This is a genomic window from Streptomyces sp. NPDC005374, from assembly GCF_042872225.1.
Lineage (GTDB): Bacteria > Actinomycetota > Actinomycetes > Streptomycetales > Streptomycetaceae > Streptomyces.
This window is the reverse complement of the sequence record NZ_JBIAKA010000002.1, coordinates 231,811-245,533: the sequence shown is the minus strand read 5'-3', so window position 1 is coordinate 245,533 and position 13,723 is coordinate 231,811. Positions and strand designations below refer to the sequence as shown.

The 13,723-nt window shown below is 73.0% G+C and carries 14 protein-coding genes; 7 read left to right on the top strand and 7 right to left on the bottom strand.

Translation table 11 applies throughout. From position 1 onward, the window contains the following. Positions 1-18: 18 nt before the first annotated feature. The gene (locus ACFYRX_RS06585) at positions 19-1,296 is read right to left on the bottom strand and encodes an aromatic acid exporter family protein (RefSeq protein WP_389097198.1); all 1,278 of its coding nucleotides are present in this window, start codon (positions 1,294-1,296) and stop codon (positions 19-21) included. 180 nt (positions 1,297-1,476) lie between these two features. Beyond that, positions 1,477-2,064: a CGNR zinc finger domain-containing protein gene (locus ACFYRX_RS06580; protein WP_389097197.1), complete on the bottom strand. Its 588-nt coding sequence runs from the start codon at positions 2,062-2,064 to the stop codon at positions 1,477-1,479. Positions 2,065-2,204: 140 nt separating this feature from the next. Here ACFYRX_RS06580 and ACFYRX_RS06575 point away from each other — a divergent pair, with 140 nt between their 5' ends. The 5 genes from ACFYRX_RS06575 (at position 2,205) to ACFYRX_RS06555 (ending at position 6,939) form a co-directional block, all read left to right on the top strand. After that, the gene (locus ACFYRX_RS06575; protein WP_389097196.1) at positions 2,205-3,203 is read left to right on the top strand and encodes a zinc-binding alcohol dehydrogenase family protein; all 999 of its coding nucleotides are present in this window, start codon (positions 2,205-2,207) and stop codon (positions 3,201-3,203) included. 85 nt (positions 3,204-3,288) lie between these two features. After that, a complete protein-coding gene (locus ACFYRX_RS06570; RefSeq protein ID WP_389097195.1) occupies positions 3,289-4,185 on the top strand; it encodes a DUF3626 domain-containing protein in 897 nt (298 codons plus the stop codon). A gap of 161 nt (positions 4,186-4,346) precedes the next feature. Further along, the gene (locus ACFYRX_RS06565) at positions 4,347-5,339 is read left to right on the top strand and encodes a phosphotransferase family protein (protein ID WP_389097194.1); all 993 of its coding nucleotides are present in this window, start codon (positions 4,347-4,349) and stop codon (positions 5,337-5,339) included. Between the two features lie 6 nt (positions 5,340-5,345). Further along, positions 5,346-6,620: an ROK family protein gene (locus ACFYRX_RS06560; RefSeq protein ID WP_389097193.1), complete on the top strand. Its 1,275-nt coding sequence runs from the start codon at positions 5,346-5,348 to the stop codon at positions 6,618-6,620. Between the two features lie 58 nt (positions 6,621-6,678). Beyond that, entirely contained in the window at positions 6,679-6,939 is a 261-nt protein-coding gene (locus tag ACFYRX_RS06555) for a hypothetical protein (RefSeq protein WP_389097192.1), read from the top strand. A 6-nt stretch (positions 6,940-6,945) separates the two neighbouring features. Here ACFYRX_RS06555 and ACFYRX_RS06550 read toward each other — a convergent pair whose 3' ends face one another. From ACFYRX_RS06550 to ACFYRX_RS06530, 5 genes are all read right to left on the bottom strand, one after another. Beyond that, entirely contained in the window at positions 6,946-7,974 is a 1,029-nt protein-coding gene (locus ACFYRX_RS06550; protein ID WP_389097191.1) for an SDR family oxidoreductase, read from the bottom strand. A 115-nt stretch (positions 7,975-8,089) separates the two neighbouring features. Beyond that, entirely contained in the window at positions 8,090-9,049 is a 960-nt protein-coding gene (locus tag ACFYRX_RS06545; RefSeq protein WP_389097190.1) for an SDR family NAD(P)-dependent oxidoreductase, read from the bottom strand. A gap of 297 nt (positions 9,050-9,346) precedes the next feature. Then, positions 9,347-10,516, bottom strand: a complete 1,170-nt coding sequence (locus tag ACFYRX_RS06540; RefSeq protein WP_389097189.1) for an aromatic acid exporter family protein — start codon at positions 10,514-10,516, stop codon at positions 9,347-9,349. Between the two features lie 17 nt (positions 10,517-10,533). Then, positions 10,534-11,190, bottom strand: coding sequence for an HAD family hydrolase (locus ACFYRX_RS06535; RefSeq protein ID WP_389097188.1), 657 nt, complete (start codon positions 11,188-11,190; stop codon positions 10,534-10,536). A gap of 38 nt (positions 11,191-11,228) precedes the next feature. After that, a complete protein-coding gene (locus ACFYRX_RS06530) occupies positions 11,229-12,266 on the bottom strand; it encodes a PHP domain-containing protein (protein WP_389097187.1) in 1,038 nt (345 codons plus the stop codon). 154 nt (positions 12,267-12,420) lie between these two features. Between ACFYRX_RS06530 and ACFYRX_RS06525 the strand changes: the two genes are divergently transcribed. Together ACFYRX_RS06525 and ACFYRX_RS06520 are read left to right on the top strand one after the other, a co-directional pair. Further along, a complete protein-coding gene (locus ACFYRX_RS06525; protein WP_389097186.1) occupies positions 12,421-13,437 on the top strand; it encodes a DNA topoisomerase IB in 1,017 nt (338 codons plus the stop codon). 43 nt (positions 13,438-13,480) lie between these two features. Further along, the gene (locus ACFYRX_RS06520; RefSeq protein WP_389097185.1) at positions 13,481-13,717 is read left to right on the top strand and encodes a hypothetical protein; all 237 of its coding nucleotides are present in this window, start codon (positions 13,481-13,483) and stop codon (positions 13,715-13,717) included. The last annotated feature ends 6 nt before the right edge of the window (positions 13,718-13,723 follow it).

The window sequence follows — 13,723 nt, the reverse complement described above, 5'->3', positions numbered from 1 at the left end:
TTGATCGCTGTACCCACGTCACCTAGAACGACGGGCGAGCGCCGATCGGTTCCTGCGCCACTGTTCCTGGAACCGTGTCAGATGCGGCATCCGCTCGCGCTGCTCACGGGCGGCCCGGTCCAGCTCCTCGAGGAGGCGCCGGGAGCGGTGCTCGGTGTCCAGCTCGTCGAGGATGCGGTTGACCTCGGTCAGGACGGCTCCGTGCAGCTGCCAGTGACGGGAGTCGCGCTGGATCTCCTCGAGCAGCAGCTGGGCCAGCTTGTCCCGGGTCGAGGCGGCCTGGCGCAGCTCGGCGGTGAGCCGGGCCTCCGCGGACTCGGCGCTCTGGCTGACATGGGTGGTGACCAGGACGGCGAAGCTGACCACGGCGTCACCGATCTCGGACAGCAGCCGTTCCACGGTGCGACCGGTCTCCGGCCCGAACAGCGGCTCGGGATCCTGTCCCTCGTCGAGCAGGTCCGGTTCCTCCGCGAAGGGATCGCGCTCCTTCGCGAGGTCGGTGAGGGTACGGGCGAGGACCCGCAGGACGACCGTGCAGATCTCCAGGGTGTCGAGGCCGGTGCGCAGCACCACCCGGTGCAGCAGGCCCTCCTTGACCCTGGGGTTGAACTTGAGGCTGTCCTCTGCCTGTTTCAGGGCGGCGTCCACCTCGACGATGTCGTGGTCGAGCTCGCGCGCCTCGTACAGCCGGGCGGTCGCGAGCTCGACCGGCGTGCGGCCCGCGGCCTCCTCGCCCATGCGCAGCATCAGCTTGCGCACCCGGCGGGCCAGCCCCTCGATCGACTCGCCCGCCTCGTCCACCCACACCGGCGGAGCGAGCAGCAGATTGCAGGCGAGGCCGACGACCGCGCCGATCAGCGTCTCCACCACGCGCGCCCAGGCCGTGTCGCCGACCGTCGTCACCCCGAGGACCAGCATCGCGCTGATCGCCACCTCGGGCACGAACTCCTCGACCCGCACGAGCCGCCCCACCACCAGGGACGCCACGATCAGCAGGCCCAGGCTCCACCAGGTCAGACCCACCAGCAGACTGAAGGCGATGGCGACGAGGACCCCGGTCACCACCGAGTTCACCCGGCGGATACCGGTGGTGAGCGTGGAGTAGAGGGTGACCTGGACGACGAGCAGCGCGGTCAGGGGCGCGGTGAGCGGCGCCGCCTCCGGGCTGAGCCGGAGCGCGATGACGTACGCGATCGTCGCCGCGGCCGCCGACCGCAGCGTCTGCACGACCACAGGGTCCCGGCGCCGCTTCACAAACCGCACCAGGGACACCGTCCACTCACGTACATCTCGCATCCTCAGGGTGTTCCTCTTCCACGTAGGCGCCCGGCGCACGCTTGCGGACCGCGACTGTCCGCAAGCGTGCCCAGGGTGTGGGGTGGGGCCGGTCGACGGCAAGGGAACGGGCAAGTGACGGCAGACACCCGGAATGACCTGGGGTGACTCCAAGGAGCGCCGCGGCTGCCGACGCCGTCTTCAGTGCGAGGAGGCGGTCCGGCTGCGGGAGCGGTAGCCCGCGATCTTCGCGAGGTTGCCGCAGCGGTCCATCGAACACCAGCGGCGGCGCCGCGCCTGGGAGTCGTCCAGGAACAGCAGCGAGCAGTCCGGGTTCTCGCACTCCTTGACCCGGTCGAGAAGGGGGCCGCGCACCAGGAGTACGACGTCCCGGGCCACCGTCGCCAGGGCCGCGCGGGCCGGACTGCGCGCCGTCCAGCGGGCCGGGCCCAGCTGGGGCGCGAGGTCGGGCTGGGCGGCACAGGCGTTGACCCGCTCGACGTCGGGCGCGTCCGGCTGCCGCCCGGCCATCGCGGCGCGGACCAGGCGATACAGGGCCTCACGCAGGAGGCGGGCCTCCGCCAGATCTCGCGCGGTGACCCGCACCGGGCCCTTGTCGACGGCCAGTTCCGCCTCCGTGAACCAGCGGGCGAGGGCGGCGGGGTCGGGGAGCCGCTCCAGCGCGGTGGCGTGCCGTTTGCCGAGGGTGGCCGCGAAGTCCAGGCAGGGGCGCCCGCCGATGAACGGGAAGGCGAGGGCGGGGTCGGCGGGAGCGGGGCTGCCGGTCATGACGGAGAGCGTACACCGGTTCATGCGGTGTCGCATCCGGCCGCGAACCCCCTTGACACCGGTTGATGAGGTGTCGGATGGTGACACCACATCAACCGGTGTTGGCCGCTCGGACGGCCACAGCAGAGAGCGGGTACGCAATGCGCGCGGTGCGGATCGACAGGTTCGGCGGACCGGAAGTACTGGTGCCGGTCGAGGTTCCCGACCCGGTTCCGGGGCCCGGGGAGGTACTGGTGAGGATCGTCGCGGCCGGCGTGAACCGGGCGGATGCCCTGCTCCGTGCCGGTCTCTACCACCGGGCCGGGCGCCCGCCGTTGATCCCGGGCGCCGAGGCGGCGGGGATCGTCGTCGCGGTGGGGGAGGGAGTGACCGAATTCGCGCCCGGACAGCGGGTCATGGCGTTGGACGGCGGCAAGTCATCCGGTTTCTATGCCGAGTTGGCGACGGTGCCCACCACGCTCCTGGTGCCTCTCCCCGACGAGGTGGACCTGACCCGGGCGGCCGCCCTTCCGGTCGCCTGGCTCAGCGCCTGGTACTGCCTGCGTCACCTCGCCCGCGTCTCCAAGGGCGACACGGTGGTGGTGAAGGCGGCGGCGAGCGGCGTCGGTACCGCGGCCGTGCAGATCGCCGCCGAGGCGGGGGCGCGGGTCATCGCCCTCGCCGGCTCGGCCGAGAAGGCCGCCTGGGCGGGTGAGTTCGGCGCCGACGTCACCGTCGACACCTCCGCCCACCCCGACGAGGCCGAGGTCGAGGAGGTGCTGCGGCTCACCGACGGCCACGGCGCCGAGGTCGTCCTCGACACCGTCGGCGGGCAGGCTTTCGGGCGGAGCCTTCGCGAGGTCGGCCACGGCGGCCGGGTCGTCGCGCTCGCCAACGTCGCCCTGGAGCCGAGCACCGTGGACACCCGCGACTTCTATCCCAAGAACGCGTCGATCCTCGGCTTCCAGCTCACCAATCTCCAGATCCATGGCTACGACCCGCGCCCTGACCTGCGGGAACTGGCCGAGCGGGTCGCCGCAGGCGTCTATCGCGTGCCGGTCGAGACCGTCGTACCCCTGGCCGAGGCACGGGCCGCCCATGAGCGGCTCGAGCGACGCGACAACCGGGGCAAGATCGTGCTCGCCGTCGGACCGGAGTAGTCCCGCCGGTCGAAAACGGGGTGCGGGGGCCTTCCCGGCGGGTGATCATTCGGTAGGCCGTCGGGGAGGGAAGCCAGTGGGTCCAGTGGAGTCGGCACGAGCGCGCGCGGCGCTGAGCCATGTCGCGGCCGTATCGGAGGGGCCGCCCGTCGCCCCCGACGTGCGGATCACGCTCAACTTCCATCCGGACCGGACGGTGCGCGACCTGACCGTCCTGGAGGCACTGGCCCAGGACGGCGCCTACCACTCGCAGTTCGTCACCGGGACGAGCAACGGCGGACTGACCGCGCACCCCGGCGGCGACCGTTGGCGCTGGGAGAGCCGGATCTTCGGCGGCGCCTACGACGACGCGGCTCCGCACGACCGGCCCGTGTACGGCGCACTGAACTTCCGTCGCCAAGTGGTGGGCGCGGCCCCCCGGTTCGGCTCCTCGCACTTCCGGCTGGCCGGCGAGCCCCTGGCCCGAGCCACCTTCTGCTACCCCGACAGCGCCGCCGAGCCGGTCCACTTCGGCGTCGCGGCCGGCATGTCCTTGATCGCCCTCGCGGAGGCGGACGAACAGGACGCCCTCAACGACTACATCGAGGCCCAGGTGCACGGCGGCATCGACCTGGCCCGGCACGTGGAGGCCCTCGTCCTGGACGCGAGCTACCGCGACACACCCGTCGAGGCGGCGGCACACCTGCTGCCGGTCCCCGTCGAATGGCACCCCGGCTACCGGATCACCGTCGCCGAACTGCGTCGCCACGCCGACTATCGCGGGCAGGAGTACGCCGACCTGGGCGCGGCCATCGCCGAGGACGGACTGGTCGACCCCCGGATCATCGGCGACGCCGCCCGCGGCGGCCGGTACGAACTCCAGGACCTCAAGATGGTGTGGCACACGCTGGCGCGCTTCGGGGCGCCGGAGGGAGCGGGCACGGCCCGAACGGAGGCGACCGCGGGAGGCCGCACCCAGGTGGTCGGCACGCACAGCGCGTAGGCGCGGGACCGGTTCGGTACGGCAGCCCGCGGAGTGCGGGGCGCGTTCCGTACGCTGTTCCGCGAGCACACGCCGGACGCCGACGGGACGGCGGCCGGGCGCAGTCGGACGGGCGTCACGTCGTGGACGGGAATGCCGAGGGTGGCGAAAGGGGCGGGACGTTGGTGGACTCCTGGGAATGGGCCCGACGAGTGCTGGAGGGCGCGGGCCTAGACCCCGGCCTCCTCGTCGGACTCCGGCCGCTGAGCGGTGGTACGTACAACACCGTCGAGGAGCTCCGCCTCAGCGACGGCACCCGTTACGTCCTCAAGGTCCCGCCCGCGTCGACCGTTCCCGGGCTGCGCTATGAGCGTCAACTCCTCATGTCCGAGGCGGAGTTCTACCGAGCGGCCGCCCTGGCGGAGGTCGCGGCACCGCACGTCGTGGCCCTCGGAGGCGACACCGCCGTACCGCATCTGCTGATGACGGCCTGTCCCGGAGAGCCCTGGGACGACTCGGTCACCGAGGCTGAACGAACCCCGCTGCGCAGGGAGTTGGGCCGACAGGTGGCCCGTCTGCACACCGTGACCGGGCCGGGCTACGGGTACCCCTCCGGCGCCCTCGGTCCGCTGGCCCCCGACTGGCGGACCGCGTTCACCGCCATGATCGAGGCCGTCCTGGACGACGCCCGGGACTACGAAGCGCGGCTGCCCCGGTCCGTCGACCAGGTCGCGGGCACACTGCGGGCCGGCTTCCCCGCGCTCGACGAGGTCACCGTCCCCGCACTGGTCCACTTCGACCTGTGGGACGGCAACATCCTGCTGGACCGCCCGGCCGGCGGGGAGCCCCGCATCGGCGGGCTCATCGACGGTGAGCGGATGCTCTGGGGCGACCCCCTCGCCGACTTCGTCTCCCTGGCGCTGCTCGGGGACATCAAGAAGGACGAGGCGTTCCTCGCCGGGTACCGGGAGGAAGGCGGCCGGGCCGGGTTCGACGTCCCGGCCCGACTGCGTCTGGCGCTCTACCGCGCCTACCTCTACCTGATCATGCTCACCGAGACGGTCCCGCGGGCGGTCGACGACGACAAGGTTCGCTGGGTCCAGTCGGCGGTGGCACCCCAACTCGTCGCCGCCCTGGACGAGATCGAGGCCCTCGCCCGGGTCACCGGAGCCTGAACCGCCGTGAACGGACGCACCGTACGCGACCTCAGACGCGCCAACCGCACAGCCGTGCTGCAGCGCCTCTACTTCGACGGACCCCTCAGCCGCTTCGAACTCGGCCCGGCCACCGGGCTCAGCTCCGGCTCGGTCAGCAACGTCGTCGCCGACCTGGTGGCCGACGGTCTGCTGGAGGAGGCCGGCAGCGTCGACTCCGACGGCGGCCGCCCCCGCACCCTGCTGCGGGTGGCGCCCGGCGGCGGCCACATGATCGGCGTCGACGTCGGCGAAACCCGGGTGCGCGTCGAGCTGTTCGATCTGACCCTCACCGAACTCGCCCGCGCCGAACGCCCGTTGACCCAGCGCCACTACGACGTCGAGGTCATCGTCGGGCACATCCGGGACGGTGTCGCCGAGGTCCTCGCCGCCGCCGGGACGGACCCGGGACGGCTGCTCGGCGTAGGCATCGGTGTGCCCGGCATCGTCGCGCACACCCCGCGCAGCGGGGCCGTCGTGCACGGACAGACCATCGGCTGGGACGCCGTCCCGCTGGAAGAGCTGCTGCGCGCCGATTCCCCGCTTCCCGTCCGGTACTTCATCGACAACGGTGCCAAGACCCTCGGCCAGGCCGAGATGTGGTTCGGCGGCGGCCGCGGCGCGGGCAGCGCGGTGGTGGTCCTCTTCGGCTCCGGCGTCGGCGCCTGTCTGGTGACGCCCGAGGTGGAGCACGGCCGGGCGGTCGAGTGGGGGCATCTGACCGTACGGGTCAGGGGGCGCCGCTGCCGCTGCGGTGCCCTCGGCTGCCTGGAGGCCTACGCGGGTGCCGAAGCGCTCATCGAGCGCTGGCGGGAGGAGGGCGGCCGGCCTCCCGAGGGGGCCGACGAGGAGACCGCGCTGGCCGCCATGCTCGCCGCCGCGCACCCCGTCGAGGGCACCGGGGCCGACCCGGTCGCGCTCGCCGTCCTGGAGGAGACGGCCGAGTACCTGGGCGCGGGCCTGGCCGACCTGATCAACCTCTTCCAGCCCGAGCGGATCGTCGTCGGCGGCTGGGCGGGGCTCCAGCTGGGCGCCCGGTTCCTGGACGCCGTACGACGTCACGCGACGGCATACGCCCTCCGGTACCCGGCCGAGAAGGTCACCGTCGACCTCGGACGTCTCGGCCCCGACGCGGTCACCGTCGGAGCGGCCATCCTCCCGCTCGCCGACTTCTTCGCCCGCGGCGGCCGGCGTCCCGACCCCGCGCCCCAGGGGCCGGCACCGGCTTGGCGGGCGGCGCTGGAGGAGCGGTCCCCGCGCTGACGTTTCGCCGGTCGGCGCGAAGGTACCCGCGTGCCCGCCAGGACGAAAGGAGCACGCCATGGACCACCGACTCGAAGGACCCGGCGAGAACGGTACGCCGGTCCCGCGGGACCTCCCGGACCAGCAGGCACACGAAGGCGATGACCCCTGGGAGGTCGGCGAGGGCCGGGCTCAGGGCAACACCGTCGACACCACCGAGGCAACGGTGGCCGACGAGGACGTGCCTCCCACCGACGAGGCCGGAACCGGGAGGCAGGGCTCGCCGCAGCCGGACACGGTGCCCGTCGAAGACCCGGAGCCCGAAGAGCCCTCCGGCTGACGGACGTCAGCCGGCCTTGCGGCCCTTCATCGGCTCGGTCCGCGCGCCCGCGCCCTGCCGCATTCCCTGGAGGAACTCCTCCAGGACCTCGGTCGCCGTGTGCCGCGGTCGCCAGCCGAGTTCGGTACGCGCACGCGTGCAGTCCATCAGGGGCAGCCGCAGCACCGCGTCGAACAGATGCGGCGAGGCGGGCAGCAGATGCAGGCCCCACGCGGCCGCGATCGCCGACCGGGCCGCGGTGCGCGGCAGCCGTACGGGACGGGCGTCGAACATCCCGCTCAGCAGCTCGGCGTCGACCGCCGGCTCGCCCGCCAGGTTGAAGGCGCCCCGCACGTCCGAGCGCACCGCGAGCGCGTAGGCCTGTGCGGCGTCGTCGGTGTGCAGCGCCTGGACGCGCAGCCCGGGGATGTCGGGGAGGAAGGGCAGCAGGTCGGGCCGGGCCAGCCGGCCGGGCAGGAAACGGCCGCCGAAGATGCGGCGCTGCTCGCTCGCCGACTCCCGCTTGAAGAGGAACGCCGGACGCATGCGCACCACCCTGACGGCGGGGTGGTCGCGCTCGAAGGTGTCCAGAGCGCGCTCCAGATACGCCTTCTCCCGGCAGTACGCGGCGTCCGGCCAGCCGTGCGTCGGCCACGACTCGTCCACCGTGTCCTCCTTCGGACCGGGGGAGTACGCGCCCACGGACGACGCGTGCACCAGCGCGGGGACCTTGGCCGCCGCCACCGCCTCGAACACCCGGATCGACCCGAGGACGTTGGTGCGCCAGGTGACCGCCGGGTCGTGGGTCGGCTGGAACGCCCACGCCAGATGGACCACCGCGTCGGCGCCCGCGAACTCCTCGGTCAGATCGGCCCGTTCGGACGCCAGGTCGACCGCGGACCACTGGGTGCGCGCGGGCGACCAGTCCGGGATCCGCCGGGCCAGGCCCCGAACGGAGCCGACCTCCGGGTCCTCGGAGAGAAGGCGCACCACGCTGGTTCCCACGTTGCCGGTGGCGCCCGTGACCACGATCCTGCTGCCGGTTGAAGTGCTCACCTTCGGCTCCTTCGGGCCGCTGGGGCGGGGAACCGGCCGAGTACCCGGCCCCAGGTGATGCACGCGGGTCCACGGCACGGTCCCGAGCCGCCGGACGGTCACCCCCTGAGCGGGATCATGCGAACGCGTTCACGCCCGTGAGCTCCGCCGACAGCGTCCACAGACGCGCCGCCTGCTCCGGGTCGGTCGCCCAGGCCTTGACGCCGCCGCTCTCGTCGCCGTCGACGGCGGGCTCGGCGATGTCGCAGTCCTCGAGGTAGACACCGCCCATCCCCGCCAGCTGGGGCGAGGTCGCCGCCCACACCTGCGTGGCCGCGCCCTGCTCCGGGCTCTTGAAGCCGGAGGGGTTGAGCGCGTTGCCCTGCTCGTCGATCCAGCCGCGTTCCACCATCTCCGCCTTGGGGAGGTGGCGCTGCAACGGGGTGAGGATGCCGCCCGGGTGGAGCGCGAAGGCCCGCACCCCGCGGTCGGCGCCGAGTTCGTCGAGGTGGACGGCGAACAGGACGTTCGCCGTCTTCGCCTGGCCGTACGCCTGCCACTTGTCGTAGCCGGTCCGCCACTGGACGTCGTCCCAGCGCATGCCGTGGAAGTGGTGGGCGCGCGAGGACACCGAGACCACGCGGGCGCCGCCGGGCTCGATGGCCGGCCACAGCCGGTTGATCAGGGCGAAGTGGCCGAGGTGGTTGGTCGCGAACTGTGCTTCCCAGCCCGGTCCGACCCGGGTCTCCGGGCAGGCCATGATCCCGGCGTTGTCGATGACGAGGTCGACCGTGCGGCCGGAGGCGAGGAAGCGCTCGGCGAAGGCGCGCACGCTCTCCAGGTCGCCGAGGTCGAGCTCGTCCAGCTCCACACCGTCGAGACCGGCGAGGGCCTCCCGCGCGGTGTCGGGGCGGCGGGCCGGGACGACGACCCGGGCGCCCGCCTTCGTGAGTGCCCTGGTGGTCTCCAGTCCGAGCCCGGAGTAGCCGCCGGTGACGATCGCGAGCTTGCCCGACAGGTCGACACCCGCGAGGACGTCGTCGGCGGTGCTGTGGGCGCCGAACCCGGAACCGATCTTGTGCTGTGCAGTGCTCATGCCGGGAACGCTACGAATTGGAGTGCGCTCCAAGTCAAGTCCGCCCCGCACCCGCAGTGGGGCCGGGACATGAGGAAGCCCCGACCGGACGGGGGAATCACGGTCGGGGCTGGTCTGTGGCGGGTATGGATGGCGGTCGCCTCTCGGCGAAAGGCTCCACAGGGCTTCAGCCGAACGATCGTCCCTGTGGGCAAAAGGTGAGGCCCGGGGACACTGTCCCATCCATACCCACGGTTTGTTCAACGGGCAATGACCCTGTGGTGTTCCGTCGTCGGGGGCGATTCCGGGTGAGCTGTGTCACCCCTTCCGACCGGTCGGAACGGTCTCGCTCCACAGGTTCTCGGCCTGGAGCAGCAGAGTTCCCAGGACCGTCGTGCCGGCGGCCCCCTGCCCCGCGTGCTCCCGCAGCCCGTCCTGCAGCCGGCCGCGCAGTTCCCGCATCTCCGTCTCGGCCCCGTCGTCCGGGGACACGTCCTCGCCGTCCTCCAGCAGACGACGGCCGTGCGCCTGGCAGGTGTCGCCGATCAGCTCCAGAAGCCGGGCGTACGCGTCCAGAACCGTCCCGTCGGGTGCGACGGGAGCGCGGTCGTCGTCGGCGGCGACGGCCAGGGTGCGGGTGAGCGCGCGGATGTGACCGGTGACGCGGCTCCAGCGCTCGTCGTCCTGCTCGGGCGGGGTCGGCCCGGGAGGCCGGCGTACGGCACGCAGCGGGGCGGCCGTCAGACGCAGGCTCTCCCGGCTCCACCTCCGGGCGGATCGCAGCGCCTCCAGTCGGTGCTCCAGGCGGGCCGAGGCACGCGACCAGCCCTGCACGTCCCACGCGCCGTCCCGCAGGTCACCAGCCACCGTGTGCAGGACGTCGCCCGCCTCCCCGGCCAGCGCCGCGAGGTTCTCCCGTACGTCCCGCAGATGGATCGGCGGCAGCACGAACGCGTTCACGGAGAGACCGATGACCGCGCCGAGCGCCGCCTGTCCCACCCGGTGGCCGACCGCGGACGCCCCGGCGGCGCCGGTGGCGAGGGTGAACAGCGCGGTGGTGGCACCGTAGATCCCCTGGTCGCCGAAGCGCGGCCAGTTCGCCAGCAGCATCAGCAGCGGCACGGACAGCGCCACCGCGCCCAGGGTGTTCCCCGTGACGGCCAGGGCCACCGACGCCAGCAGGGCCCCGACACAGATCGCCGCGAACTGCCGAGCGGCCTGCATCAGGGAGCTGAACACGGTGGCCTGCACCAGGACCACCGCAACCCAGGGCGCCATCAGGGCCATCGGATCGCCCATCCACACCCCCGCCACGAGCCAGGCGAACAGCGCGGCCACCGAGGCCTTGAGCGACTGCACGACCAGATCGCGCTCCCGGCCGGGCCCGTCCCAGGCGGCGCGCGCGGCCCGGCCGATGGCATGGGCTTCGTGCCGCAGGGCGTGCACGGACCGGGACTGTGGCCGAACCACTTCCGTCACACGAGTCATCCCAGGGTCCCGCCCCGTCACGCCAGGGGGCTGTCGGCCAGGGACGCCAGCAGGTGGGCGGGATCGTCGTAGACCGACCGGGCGCCCGCCTCCACCAGGTCGGCGCGGGGGATACCGCCGCACAGCACGCCGACGCAGTGGACGCCGGCGCGGGTGCCGGCCTGCATGTCCCAGACGGTGTCGCCGACGAAGACCGCGTTCTCGGCCGCCACTCCGGCCAGCTCCAGGGCGTGTTCCACGGGCTCGGCGGCGGGCTTGCCCTCCTCGACGTCGTCGGCGCTCGCGGTGGCCATGATCGCGTCGTCCGCGTCGATCGCCCGGCGCAGCGCGGACAGTTCGGCGCCGCCCGCCGAGGTCGCGAGGACCACCCGCCAGCCGTTCCGGTCCAGGTGGCGCAGCAGCCGTCCGGCGTCCTGGAGCGAGGGCAGCCGGTCGAAGTACTGCCCGTACAACGCCTTGTGGGACGCGCTCAGTTCGGCGTCCTGGTCCTTGTCGCGGTCCTCGCCGAGGAGATGCGCGACGAGGTCGTCGGAGCCCAGCCCGATGGCCCGGTGCACGGCGTGCATCGGCACCCGGTGCCCCGCCTGCCGCAGCGCCTCCCACCAGGTCGCCACATGCAGGTGGTTGGTGTCCACCAGAGTGCCGTCGACGTCGAACACTGCCGCACGTTCCATGTACCGCTCCTCTCCTGTCGTGCCGCACGGGTACCACGTCAGGCGCCCGCCACTCGGGACGGCACCTCGCCTTCACGGGACCAGGCCAGCAGCTCCTCCAGCGGCCAGGTGGTCACGACCCGCTCGGCCGGCACCCCGCACTCCTCCGCCCTCGCGCATCCCAGGATCTGCCAGTCGAGCTGGCCGGGCGCGTGGGCGTCGGTGTCGACGGAGAACAGCACGCCCGCCTCGACGGCCCCGCGCAGCAACCGGCGTGGCGGGTCCAGCCGTTCGGGCCGGCTGTTGATCTCCACCGCAGTGCCCGCTTCTGCGCACGCGGCGAACACCGCTTCCGCGTCGAACTCCGACTCGGGCCGCCCCCGCCCGGTCACCAGGCGTCCCGTGCAGTGCCCGAGGACGTTCGCGTGCGGATCGCGTACGGCGGCCACCATGCGCCGGGTCATCGAGCGGGCGTCCATGCGCAGCTTGGAGTGCACGGACACGACCACGACGTCCAGGCGGTCCAGGAGTTCCGGCTCCTGGTCCAGCGAGCCGTCGTCGAGGATGTCGCACTCGATACCGGTGAGCAGCCGGAACGGCGCCCAGGTCTCGTTCAGTGCCGCCACCACGTCCAGTTGCTGCCGCAGCCGCTCCGGGGACAGCCCCCGGGCCACGGTCAGGCGGGGCGAGTGGTCGGTGAGCACCGCCCACTCGTGGCCGAGCTCCGCGGCGGTGCGGCCCATCTCCTCGATCGGGCTGCCCCCGTCCGACCAGTCGGAGTGCAGATGGCAGTCGCCCCGCAGCAGCGCCCGGAGCTCCGTGCCGCCCCCGGTCCGGGGCACGCCGGCCTCGCCCTCCAGCCTCTTCAGGTAGCCGGGCACGTCTCCGGCCAGCGCCTCACGCACCACCTGGGCCGTCTTCGGGCCGATGCCCTTGAGCGACTCCAGCGACCCGTCCCGCGCCCGCTCCCTCATCTCGTCCGCGGACAGTCCCTTGAGCACCCGGGCCGCCGTACGGAAGGCACGGACCCGGTACGTGGGCGCCAGGGACCGCTCCAGCAGGAAGGCGATCCGCTCCAGAGCCTCGACGGGATCCATCGCCACCTCCTCCTCCAGAGCTCCAGAGTTCCCCAGGCGCACGGCCCCCGCACGGCGGGCGGGCGGTTTGTCCCGTACACGACCGGGTACTGCGGGTGCGGAGGAGGCCTGAGATGGGACGGAACACGGCCGGACCGATCGTGAGCCCCCGCCGATGAGACTGCGCACCAGCTCCTGCGACCGCCCCGGACTCACCCGGGTGCGCTGCGGGCGCGGCTTCCGCTACCGGGACGCCGGCGGCGGACCGCTCACCGACGCGGACGAACTCGGCCGGATCCGCGAACTGGCCATCCCGCCGGCCTGGCGCGAGGTGTGGAGCTGCCCCTGGCCCAACGGCCACCTCCAGGCCGTCGGCACCGACGACGCCGGACGCCGCCAGTACCTGTACCACGAGCGGTTCCGTGCCCAGCAGGAGCAGGTCAAGCACGAGCACGTGCGGGAGGTCGCCCGCGCGCTGCCCGCCCTGCGGGAACGGGTCGCCGACGACCTCGCCGGCCGGGGCCTGAGCCGCGCCCGCGTCACGGCCTGCGCGGTGCGCCTGCTCGACCTCGGCTTCTTCCGGATCGGCAGTGACCGCCACACCCGCGAGATGGAGACCTACGGCCTGACGACCATGCTCCGCGAGCACGTCACCTGCGGCCGCGACGAGCTCACCTTCGCCTATCCGGCGAAGGGCGGCACCGAACTCGTCCGCGCGCTCGTGGACGAGGACGCCCTGACCGTCGTACGCGCGCTCAAGCGCCGCAGGCAGGGCGGGGACCGGCTCCTCGCCTTCTGGGAGCGGGGTGCCTGGCACGACCTGCACGGCGGCGATCTGAACGAGGCGCTGCGTCGGCTCTCCGGCACCGACATCACCGCCAAGGACTTCCGCACCTGGCACGCCACGGTCCTCGCCGCCGTCGCCCTGGCCGTCACCGCCGAGGACGCCCGGGCCACCCCGGCGGCCCGCCGCAGGCAGGTGGCCCGGGCCGTGCGCGAGGCCAGCCACTACCTGGGGAACACGCCCGCGGTGTGCCGTGCCTCGTACATCGACCCGCGGGTCCCCGAACTGTTCGAGCAGGGGGAGACGGTCGCCCCCGCGCTCACCCGGCTGGGCGAACACGGGGACTTCGGACGTCCGGCCACCCAGGGCGCGGTCGAGGCGGCGGTCCTGGCCCTGCTCGGCGGATGACGCCCGCCTCTCCCTCCCGGGCAATGCGTTCTACGCTCGGTCCATGACCGAAATCGCGAGCCCGCACATCACCAACCCGCGGATCATGGTGCTCGGAGTGCAGCCGGGCACACCGCCCTTCCGGATCGTGGAGATCGACGGCGAGGTGGTGGGTGAGGCCAAGGCCGTCACCGACGTCCTGTCGGCCGCCGCCGCCTTCGGCATCACGGTCCACGACCTGGACGACCCGGACGTGGTGCGCTGGGTCGGCGGCGACAAGTTCACCTGGCACCGCCACTGATCCGCT

Coding starts and splice junctions, on each gene's coding strand:
- ACFYRX_RS06585 (WP_389097198.1), bottom strand. CDS start 1,296: ATGCGAGATGTACGTGAGTGGACGGTGTCCCTGGTGCGGTTTGTGAAG.
- ACFYRX_RS06580 (WP_389097197.1), bottom strand. CDS start 2,064: ATGACCGGCAGCCCCGCTCCCGCCGACCCCGCCCTCGCCTTCCCGTTC.
- ACFYRX_RS06575 (WP_389097196.1), top strand. CDS start 2,205: ATGCGCGCGGTGCGGATCGACAGGTTCGGCGGACCGGAAGTACTGGTG.
- ACFYRX_RS06555 (WP_389097192.1), top strand. CDS start 6,679: ATGGACCACCGACTCGAAGGACCCGGCGAGAACGGTACGCCGGTCCCG.
- ACFYRX_RS06545 (WP_389097190.1), bottom strand. CDS start 9,049: ATGAGCACTGCACAGCACAAGATCGGTTCCGGGTTCGGCGCCCACAGC.
- ACFYRX_RS06540 (WP_389097189.1), bottom strand. CDS start 10,516: ATGACTCGTGTGACGGAAGTGGTTCGGCCACAGTCCCGGTCCGTGCAC.
- ACFYRX_RS06535 (WP_389097188.1), bottom strand. CDS start 11,190: ATGGAACGTGCGGCAGTGTTCGACGTCGACGGCACTCTGGTGGACACC.
- ACFYRX_RS06530 (WP_389097187.1), bottom strand. CDS start 12,266: ATGGATCCCGTCGAGGCTCTGGAGCGGATCGCCTTCCTGCTGGAGCGG.
- ACFYRX_RS06525 (WP_389097186.1), top strand. CDS start 12,421: ATGAGACTGCGCACCAGCTCCTGCGACCGCCCCGGACTCACCCGGGTG.
- ACFYRX_RS06520 (WP_389097185.1), top strand. CDS start 13,481: ATGACCGAAATCGCGAGCCCGCACATCACCAACCCGCGGATCATGGTG.